The 1,445-nt window shown below is 66.8% G+C and carries 1 protein-coding gene and 1 pseudogene; both read left to right on the top strand.

All coding sequences use genetic code 11. From position 1 onward, the window contains the following. Window positions 1-575, top strand: a pseudogene (locus ACFY3J_RS38810) (succinate--CoA ligase subunit beta); the annotation flags it as partial. Window positions 576-596: 21 nt separating this feature from the next. Then, a partial coding sequence (sucD, locus tag ACFY3J_RS38805; protein ID WP_384188073.1) for a succinate--CoA ligase subunit alpha occupies window positions 597-1,445 on the top strand: 849 nt, incomplete at its 3' end.

Genomic DNA, 1,445 nt, shown 5'->3' with positions numbered 1-1,445 from the left:
TCGCCCTCGACGGGAAGGTGTCGCTGGACGACAACGCCGAGTTCCGTCACCCCGAGTTCGAGGAGCTCCACGACAAGGCCGCCGCCAACCCGCTGGAGGCGGCTGCCAAGGAGAAGAACCTCAACTACGTCAAGCTCGACGGCGAGGTCGGCATCATCGGCAACGGCGCGGGTCTGGTCATGTCGACCCTGGACGTCGTCGCGTACGCCGGTGAGAACCACAAGGGCGTCAAGCCCGCCAACTTCCTCGACATCGGTGGCGGCGCCTCCGCCGAGGTCATGGCGAACGGCCTGGAGATCATCCTCGGCGACCCGGACGTGAAGTCCGTGTTCGTCAACGTCTTCGGCGGGATCACCGCGTGCGACGCGGTCGCCAACGGCATCGTGCAGGCCCTGGAGCTGCTGGAGTCCAAGGGCGAGGAGGTCACCAAGCCGCTGGTCGTGCGTCTGGACGGCAACAACGCCGAACTGGGCCGTCAGATCCTGGACGACCGCAACCACCCGCTGGTGCAGCGGGTGGACACCATGGACGGCGCGGCCGACAAGGCCGCCGAGCTGGCTGCTGCCGCGAAGTAAGGGACGAGGTCACAGAACACCATGGCTATCTTCCTCACCAAGGAATCCAAGGTCATCGTCCAGGGCATGACCGGCTCCGAGGGTCAGAAGCACACGCGTCGCATGCTGGCCTCGGGCACGAACATCGTCGGTGGCGTGAACCCGCGCAAGGCGGGCCAGAGCGTGGACTTCGACGGCACCGAGGTGCCCGTCTTCGGCTCGGTCAAGGACGCCATCGAGAAGACCGGCGCCGACGTCACGGTGATCTTCGTTCCGGAGAAGTTCACCAAGGACGCGGTGATCGAGGCGATCGACGCGGAGATCCCGCTCGCGGTGGTCATCACCGAGGGCATCGCGGTGCACGACTCGGCCTCCTTCTGGGCGTACGCCGGGAAGAAGGGCAACAAGACGCGGATCATCGGCCCGAACTGCCCCGGCCTGATCACGCCGGGTCAGTCGAACGCGGGCATCATCCCGGCCGACATCACCAAGCCGGGCCGGATCGGCCTGGTGTCGAAGTCGGGCACGCTGACGTACCAGATGATGTACGAGCTGCGTGACATCGGCTTCTCCACCTGCGTCGGCATCGGTGGTGACCCGATCATCGGCACCACCCACATCGACGCGCTGAAGGCGTTCCAGGACGACCCGGACACCGACCTGATCGTGATGATCGGTGAGATCGGCGGCGACGCGGAGGAGCGGGCCGCGGCGTTCATCAAGGAGAACGTGACCAAGCCGGTCGTCGGGTATGTCGCGGGCTTCACCGCGCCGGAGGGCAAGACCATGGGCCACGCGGGCGCCATCGTCTCGGGTTCCTCCGGTACCGCCCAGGCGAAGAAGGAGGCCCTGGAGGCCGCGGGCGTCAAGGTCGGCAAGACCCCGACCGAG

The organism is Streptomyces sp. NPDC001231, from assembly GCF_042896885.1.
In the GTDB taxonomy this organism is placed as follows: domain Bacteria; phylum Actinomycetota; class Actinomycetes; order Streptomycetales; family Streptomycetaceae; genus Streptomyces.
This window is presented reverse-complemented; position numbering and strand designations above follow the sequence as displayed.